This is a genomic window from Mycobacterium sp. (genome assembly GCF_052144515.1).
Classification (GTDB): Bacteria; Actinomycetota; Actinomycetes; order Mycobacteriales; family Mycobacteriaceae; genus Mycobacterium.
The window spans coordinates 1-6,590 of sequence record NZ_JBKQQD010000528.1 but is presented as its reverse complement, the minus strand read 5'-3'; the positions used below and the strand labels follow the sequence as shown (position 1 = coordinate 6,590).

Sequence of the window (6,590 nt, the reverse complement as noted above, 5' to 3'; positions counted from 1 at the left end):
CTTTTAACTTCGTGAGACATCTATACTTGTAATTTGCGCTACACATTAAAACCCTACGCGCTACGGCATGGGAGGTGGAAACGTTCGATGTTCAGTATAGGGCTGCCCGGTTTGCAGGTGACGTTGGGGCCGTTGGGCTTGTTGGCTCCATTGGCTTCATTGGCTTCAGTCTCCGGAGGCACGCACACGGGTGACCAGCACCAGCACCCGCACCCGCACCTTCGCGCTGCCCGCGAGGCGGGCATCGCCGAGTTGCGTGCTGTGGTTGAGGAGCTCAGCGAGAAGGTCGCCGCCCTCTCTGTGGCGTCCGCGAAGAAGAAGTAAGCACAACCGCCCAGCCTCGCCCCCGTTCCCGGTGGCGGCCTCGAATGGCCACCGGCCCGGGGGCGAGTTCTTTCTACGGACAGGCCGGTTTCTACGGACAGGCCGGCGCTTCGCGATGAGCGAGCGCTCCGAGGAGCCGTTGCGTATGCTTGGAGAGGGCTTTTTGCGCAGAGCGTCATGCGGCCCAGTTGGCGTGCCACGTGGTGGAAGGTGAAGGCATGACCCCATTACGATCTGGTCGGCGGTCGATGACCGACCTGTTGTCGAATCTCACCGACGACGTTAAGGAGTTCGTCGACAATGAGGTCGTCGACCGACCAACGTGGTGGAGCGCCCCGTCGCGCCGGAGGCCGCGTGACCGACGATCGCCGACGCTCAAGACGTTCAGATGTGGAACGCCGGGAAATCGACGAACTGAAAAGCGCGGTCGCAGAACTCTCACAACAGGTTGGACGGCTGTTCGAGACGCGGAAATCTGGTCGACGCATGCCCTCCGACGGTGGCAGTTCTTCGGTTGCCGGTCCGGACAGCGAGGTTTAGTCCAGATGAGTTATCCTACGTTTGCGTCGTCTGAGGACCCGGGTCCCCGAGAGATCCGGCGTTATTCCAACCGCAAGCTGTATGACACCGCGGAACGGCGGTTTACCTCTGTGTCGGCGATTGAGGATCTCGTCCACAACGACATCGATTTTGTCGTGGTCGATCACCGCACCGGGGTCGACCTTACCGAAGACACCCTGAGGCGAGTGCTCAGTGCACGCCCACGTGAAGTTGCCAGTAGCACCGGACTACTTTTGGAGCTGATCCGTTTTCCGGCCCGCATTGCGAATGCATTGTTAGACGGTGATCGTGACATAGCAGAATTGCGTGAACTTCGACAGCAGCAAGTGAATTCGTTGTCCGTCATCCTGGAATCCCTGCTCGACGAGGAGTCGAATGCCGACTCGCAGTCGGGAGACACCGCCTCGGGCGGCTAGCATGTCCGCACATCGTCGATCCAGGCTGCCGCGCCGCGAGTTAGTACGTGACAGCGACGGAACACTGCGTGATGTAACCGACAGGCGGCGCATCGGGATCGACGAACTGCGCGACGATCTTCGCGCCGGCCGCTACTTCCGGGCGCGGACTGAATCCACCGATGCCGATTGCACGCATGAGGTTCTCGGCCAGATTCTGGCCGCGGGTGCGTTGCCGGGAAGCAATCCGGGTGGAAGATTGGCCAGTCTCGTGTCGCTGCTTGGTGCATTCGGCAATGTCGCCAGCAGCGTCATCAACGATGACGAGGAGCATATAAACAGCAGGAGGAACACTTATCGTCGGCACGAGCAACGCAAACAACGCGGCGCCGAGTTTCTCGAAGGGCAGGAGTGATGTCGCCTCTGGTACTCGACTATTCGAATGATGTGCGCATCAGTGCACCGGTGGAGACGGTCTGGACACGCGTGAGCGACCTGAACTATATCCTGCGGTTCATGCCCGAGATCGATGATTTCCAGGTTGACGAGGACGGCGTTCACGCGTCTGCTGACTCGGTACTCGTGATCGGTCCGTTTAATTTTCCAGTTACGTTCGAATTCGAGCTTGAGGATCTGACGATCGCGGAAGAAGTGACCTTCAAGTGTCACGTCGCTTCCCTACAAAGCGAAGTCGAGGGGTCCATCACGCTGGGACGTGCTTCCACGCACGAAACCATGATGCGATACAGGGCTGAAGTCACCACAGAGCACCAGGTGCTGCGGCGACTCAAGGGCGCGACCATGGCCCGACTCGAAGAGCATGTTGACGGCTTTTGTTTCAACGCGGTCATCTTCATCGGCCGTCACGCCGACGCCGAGGATCGACTGCTACGCAGCGAGGGCTGATTCGAGGCGGCGCCGCCGCGATCATCGCGCCGCTATTCATTCGCTTCGCACCACCCGATGTGCCTGAAGGCACGCGAACCGGCGATGAAGGCGCCAGCGCCAGCCTATTGTGGAGATGGTACTGAAGGGACCACTACCTATGGCAGGCTCTCGAGCTCAAGCAATCACGCGGGTATTGCTTCAACTTGCCGGCGCCGAGGTGGTTGGTTCGGTCGGTGGTTCGGTCGGGTTCCGCGCCAAAGGCGCTGATGAGTCTTTGGACCGGCAGCGGCAGCGCGCTAAGCGCGTACGTCGGGCCCTGGAGACTTTGGGCCCCTTCTATATCAAGGTCGGGCAAATGATGTCCACTCGACCGGACATGGTCTCGCCCATCATGATCGAGGAGCTGGAGAATCTGCACGACAGGGTCGCAATTTCACCCTTTTCCGATTTCGAATCCGTCTTGGAGGAGGACCTGGGCGCCAACTGGCGATCGATGTTCAAGGAGATCGACATCGACAAGCCACTCGGTGCGGCATCCCTAGCACAGGTCTACCGAATCAAACTGAAAAACGGGAAAGACGCGGTCGCCAAGATCCAAAGACCGGGCATCAAACCCGTGGTGCTGAACGACATGAAGCTGCTGAGGAGGCTCACTCGACGAATCGCCAAGGTGGCGCCCGACTTCAACGCCGTTATGGATCTCGAGGCGATGCTCAACGTCCTCTTTGACGCAATGGAGCCCGAACTCGACTTTTCCCTCGAGGCCAAAAACATGGAAGACGCGCAAGAGGCCTTGGAAGAATTTGAACACATCACGGTTCCCGAGGTGATCTTCGCGACGCCGCGGGTGCTCATCCAGTCCCTGGCACCCGGCAAATCCATCGACGAGATCGATCGGGACGAATTCACTGAAGAAGAACGCAAAGCGATAGGCACAGATCTCTTGGCGCTCATGTTCCACGGCTACTTCGTTGAGCGAACGTTTCACGCGGACCCACACCCAGGAAACATTTTCGTCGCACCGGGAGAAAAGGCCAGCCTCATCGACTGGGGCATGGTAGGCAAGTTGGACAAAAGGCTCAGCACGACCGTCCTCCTGGTTTTCGCCAGCATGGCCGCGCTTGATGGCCCCTCGACGTCCACGGCTTGGATCGAAATGGGTCGTGCCACCCCGTGGGCCGATCTCCAGGGGTTCACGGCCGACGTCTCCGAGTTCCTTCCCAAGGTGATCGGAGTTGACATGGAGCACCTGAATTTCGGCGTCAGCCTCAGCACGCTGCTGAAATTTGCGAGCAAACGGGGTATCCAGACCCCTCCAGTCATTTCAATTATGGGAAAGTCATTAGCTAATATAGATGGATCGGTGCGATGCATTGCGCCGGAACTTGTGATAACCGACGTATTGGACGACGCGATGAAAGACATTATGATGGCCCTCGCCCGAGAGACACTGACACCCGAAACCGCCGCCCTTTTCGCGTTGCACTCCATGATCGGGGTATACACAATCCCCGAGCAGGCGAGAAGTATTCTGCGTGACTTGAGCACCCGGGGACTCGTCCTACAAGTCGGCTCTTTCCAAGCTAAGAGATCTCGCGTCGAAGACCGGGCAGACAGGCGCGTGCGCCGGTCCCTGGCCGGCGTTGCCGGGGCGGCAATCCTCTTCGAGTACTACCGTCGGCAACACCAACGTTGACTAACCAGAGGGGATAACCGGCTCCGACGCAGCCACGCGTGGTAGTCGGCTCGTAGTTGTCCGCTGACTATGTCCGGCACGCATCACCCCAGCGCTTGTACGAGCTGAGCTTCAGCGGCTCGTCGCACAACACAACCAACGCCTCGGCCAGCGACCGGCAGGCCAGCTCAGCCACCGATAACGGTTTCAGCGGGTCGTCGAACTCGTCGACCAGCCATAGCGCCAGCTTGCGGCGGCGGTCGACTTGCTCGACGGTCATCGGGGCGAACAGGCCAGCGTCCGACATCGCGGCGAGCTCGTTGTGGAACGCGAGAATCGCCAGCGCGCGGGGATCACCGGTGAACGTCGTCATGTCACCTCCTCGGCGTAACAACCCACGCCGCCCAGCCGGTGCAGGGTGTGGGCGCCGTGGGCTGGTGCCGCGAGAATCGGCACTCGTGCTCCTGGTCGCAGTGCGGGCATCGGTAGACGGCGACGGGTCGCGGGAATGGGTCGTCGAGGTCGACGCTGCGGATCGCGATGATGTCGGCGTTGGGGACGCCGTCGGCCGCCATGGCTGCACGTACCGGGTCCGGGTCACCCACTGTTCCGTCAACGTCAAGCCCCGCGTTCCGCATCCGCATGAGCGCCTCGGCCAGTCGCTCTCGTGCATGCTCCTCGTGGCCGTTCGGCTTGGGCGGCACCACGAGTGTGAAGTGGCAGGGTTTAGCGGCGGCAAGATCCTTTAGGGCATCTACCAGTTCACGTGAAGCCGCCGTCACGTTCGCGATGACTAGAATGCTGCGCTCATCCGCCATTGCAACCCCTTCCTCGATTTACTTCTGATCAGCCCGGCTGGCCGTCAACCGACGTTTTGCGCCGCCATCCGCAGCTGCGGGTTGATAAGCGAGCAAGCGCCGCGCTGCCGCGTCGTGCGGGTCGGTCTCCTCGCGTGCTGCTGGATCATCGGGGCTCCAAGTACATGAGATTAGCGCCCTAGCGATGTCAACGGGCGCGCTATCAGCTTTTCGCTGCGCACCGTTGACGCGACCAGCGCAGATCCAATATATTGAAACGGACAGGCTCAAAAATGCGCTAGAATCGCGGACGGTTGGCACACAGGGGAGGATCAGGACGGACATGCCGACGATCGGCGGAACGGCACTAAGCAACGCCAACCGTGTCGGTGGCCGCGAAGCGGTAGTTGCCGGCGACTGGCGTTGGACTTGGCGCGAGCTCAACGTCGAGATTGCCAAAGTAATGGCGGCGCTTGATGACTGCGGGCTTCATAAAGGCGATCGAATCGCGACCTTGGCCTCGAACTCCGCCGAGTTCATCATCGCCTGTCACGCTGCGTCGCGGCTGGCCGCCATAGTGGTTCCGGTCAACACTCGCCTGGCTGCACCGGAAGTGACGTACATCTTGCACGACTCCGGTAGCACGATGCTCGCCTTCGGTGCCGGAGAAGCGGGTCTCGCCGAGACCGCATCCCACGTCGCACCCTCCGTCAAGTTGGTGTCACTTGGGCCCTCTTCGCGCCACCCCAAACTCTTCGGCACCGGTTATGGTGCTCCAATCATCGAGGATCGCGCCGTCGAGGAGGACGACGCGTTCATCCTGTACACCTCTGGAACCATCGGCAAACCCAAGGGTGCGCTGTTCGACCATCACCGCGCCGTCTGGGCGGCGATGGCCCAAATCGTCTCCCTGGGGCTTGCGCGATGGCGACCGCTATCTGCACCTCACTCCGATGTATCACTCGGGCGGGATGACCTTCCTGAACGCGACGACTCTGCTGGGTGGGACGCACTGCCGCCACTTTAGAGTCAATACCGTTTACTTAAGATTACATGCTTGTTATTCTTGGGGATGTGCCACGCGCCGGGTGGGTGAAGCCGCAGAGTGATCAGCGGTTGTCTGATCACATCTCGTTGGGCGTGTTGACCAGGGTCTTTCCGCCGGAGCTGGTCGATGAGGTGCTGGCCGAGTGCGGCCGGGTCGAGGTTCGACACCGGTTGTTGCCGGCGCGAGTGGTCGTCTACTACGCGCTTGGCTTGGCGTTGTTTTCGACTTCCTCGTATGAGGAGGTGATGCGGATGCTGGTCGCGGGTCATGCGTGGGCGTCGGGGCGGTCGCAGCAGTGGCTGGTGCCGACGAAGGCGGCGTTGTTTCAGCCGCGCAAGCGGTTCAGGTCCCAGTAGTCTCGGTCCCGCGCAAGCGGTTGGGGTCCGAGTATTTCCGTTTCCGGTCCTTGTCCCGGTCCTGGTCGCGGTAGTAGTCCCGATTGACCTCGTCGTCGACCAAGTCGTTCGCCTCGTCGATAATATCGTGCAACAGGCTGGTGATTCCGACGCGACGACGGTAGCTTCGTCTGCTCATGATATGCCTCCGATCGATTTCGCGCACCGCAACCGGTGCGTCGTTACGAGTTGACGCATGCAAGTCTAGTATGATCTAGCGCATATGTTGTAGGTCCCGCGTTGACTGACCGGAAATGACCAGGGCGAGTCGGCAGGCGACAGCACCCGGCGGAGCTTGCGGAGCCGGGTCATGTTGTGCCGGCCCAGTTCGATAAGTTTGGACCTGGTCTCGGCGGCGACCTGCGCCGCGTCGTATGCGTGAGACGCTGGGTCGTCGGGCCAACGCTGGTTGGCGATTTCGTCGGCGTTGTCCAAGAGGTTGCCGGGCGCGGCGAGGAGCGCTGGCTTGCGACGCTGTCAGCCGGCGACCGCGGGTGTTTCTGCGAG

Annotated in this window: 10 protein-coding genes and 1 pseudogene; 6 read left to right on the top strand and 5 right to left on the bottom strand. The window is 60.8% G+C overall.

Annotation, left to right across the window (positions count from 1 at the left end):
* Window positions 1-87 precede the first annotated feature (87 nt).
* Together ACLP9N_RS36120 and ACLP9N_RS36115 are read left to right on the top strand one after the other, a co-directional pair.
* Window positions 88-324, top strand: coding sequence for a hypothetical protein (locus tag ACLP9N_RS36120; protein WP_442411904.1), 237 nt, complete (start codon window positions 88-90; stop codon window positions 322-324).
* Window positions 325-869: 545 nt separating this feature from the next.
* Window positions 870-1,301: a polyhydroxyalkanoate synthesis regulator DNA-binding domain-containing protein gene (locus ACLP9N_RS36115; protein ID WP_442411903.1), complete on the top strand. Its 432-nt coding sequence runs from the start codon at window positions 870-872 to the stop codon at window positions 1,299-1,301.
* A 40-nt stretch (window positions 1,302-1,341) separates the two neighbouring features.
* Here ACLP9N_RS36115 and ACLP9N_RS36110 read toward each other — a convergent pair whose 3' ends face one another.
* Window positions 1,342-1,662, bottom strand: coding sequence for a hypothetical protein (locus tag ACLP9N_RS36110; protein ID WP_442411902.1), 321 nt, complete (start codon window positions 1,660-1,662; stop codon window positions 1,342-1,344).
* A gap of 32 nt (window positions 1,663-1,694) precedes the next feature.
* Between ACLP9N_RS36110 and ACLP9N_RS36105 the strand changes: the two genes are divergently transcribed.
* Window positions 1,695-2,186, top strand: coding sequence for an SRPBCC domain-containing protein (locus tag ACLP9N_RS36105; protein WP_442411901.1), 492 nt, complete (start codon window positions 1,695-1,697; stop codon window positions 2,184-2,186).
* A gap of 139 nt (window positions 2,187-2,325) precedes the next feature.
* Window positions 2,326-3,864 carry an ABC1 kinase family protein gene (locus ACLP9N_RS36100; protein WP_442411900.1) on the top strand — a complete coding sequence of 513 codons (1,539 nt, stop codon included), beginning with the start codon at window positions 2,326-2,328 and terminating at the stop codon, window positions 3,862-3,864.
* Window positions 3,865-3,931: 67 nt separating this feature from the next.
* Here the strand turns inward: ACLP9N_RS36100 and ACLP9N_RS36095 are convergent, their stop codons facing one another.
* Together ACLP9N_RS36095 and ACLP9N_RS36090 are read right to left on the bottom strand one after the other, a co-directional pair.
* The gene (locus ACLP9N_RS36095) at window positions 3,932-4,216 is read right to left on the bottom strand and encodes a hypothetical protein (RefSeq protein ID WP_442411899.1); all 285 of its coding nucleotides are present in this window, start codon (window positions 4,214-4,216) and stop codon (window positions 3,932-3,934) included.
* A gap of 1 nt (window position 4,217) precedes the next feature.
* Window positions 4,218-4,661, bottom strand: a complete 444-nt coding sequence (locus tag ACLP9N_RS36090) for a hypothetical protein (RefSeq protein WP_442411898.1) — start codon at window positions 4,659-4,661, stop codon at window positions 4,218-4,220.
* Window positions 4,662-4,983: 322 nt separating this feature from the next.
* Between ACLP9N_RS36090 and ACLP9N_RS36085 the strand changes: the two genes are divergently transcribed.
* Together ACLP9N_RS36085 and ACLP9N_RS36080 are read left to right on the top strand one after the other, a co-directional pair.
* The gene (locus ACLP9N_RS36085) at window positions 4,984-5,667 is read left to right on the top strand and encodes an AMP-binding protein (RefSeq protein ID WP_442411897.1); all 684 of its coding nucleotides are present in this window, start codon (window positions 4,984-4,986) and stop codon (window positions 5,665-5,667) included.
* Window positions 5,668-5,756: 89 nt separating this feature from the next.
* Window positions 5,757-6,044, top strand: coding sequence for a transposase domain-containing protein (locus ACLP9N_RS36080; RefSeq protein WP_442411896.1), 288 nt, complete (start codon window positions 5,757-5,759; stop codon window positions 6,042-6,044).
* Here ACLP9N_RS36080 and ACLP9N_RS36075 read toward each other — a convergent pair.
* A complete protein-coding gene (locus ACLP9N_RS36075) occupies window positions 6,031-6,222 on the bottom strand; it encodes a hypothetical protein (protein WP_442411895.1) in 192 nt (63 codons plus the stop codon). The genes ACLP9N_RS36080 and ACLP9N_RS36075 overlap by 14 nt on opposite strands.
* Window positions 6,223-6,401: 179 nt before the next feature.
* Window positions 6,402-6,530: pseudogene (locus ACLP9N_RS36070) on the bottom strand (ATPase); the annotation flags it as partial.
* Window positions 6,531-6,590: the final 60 nt, after the last annotated feature.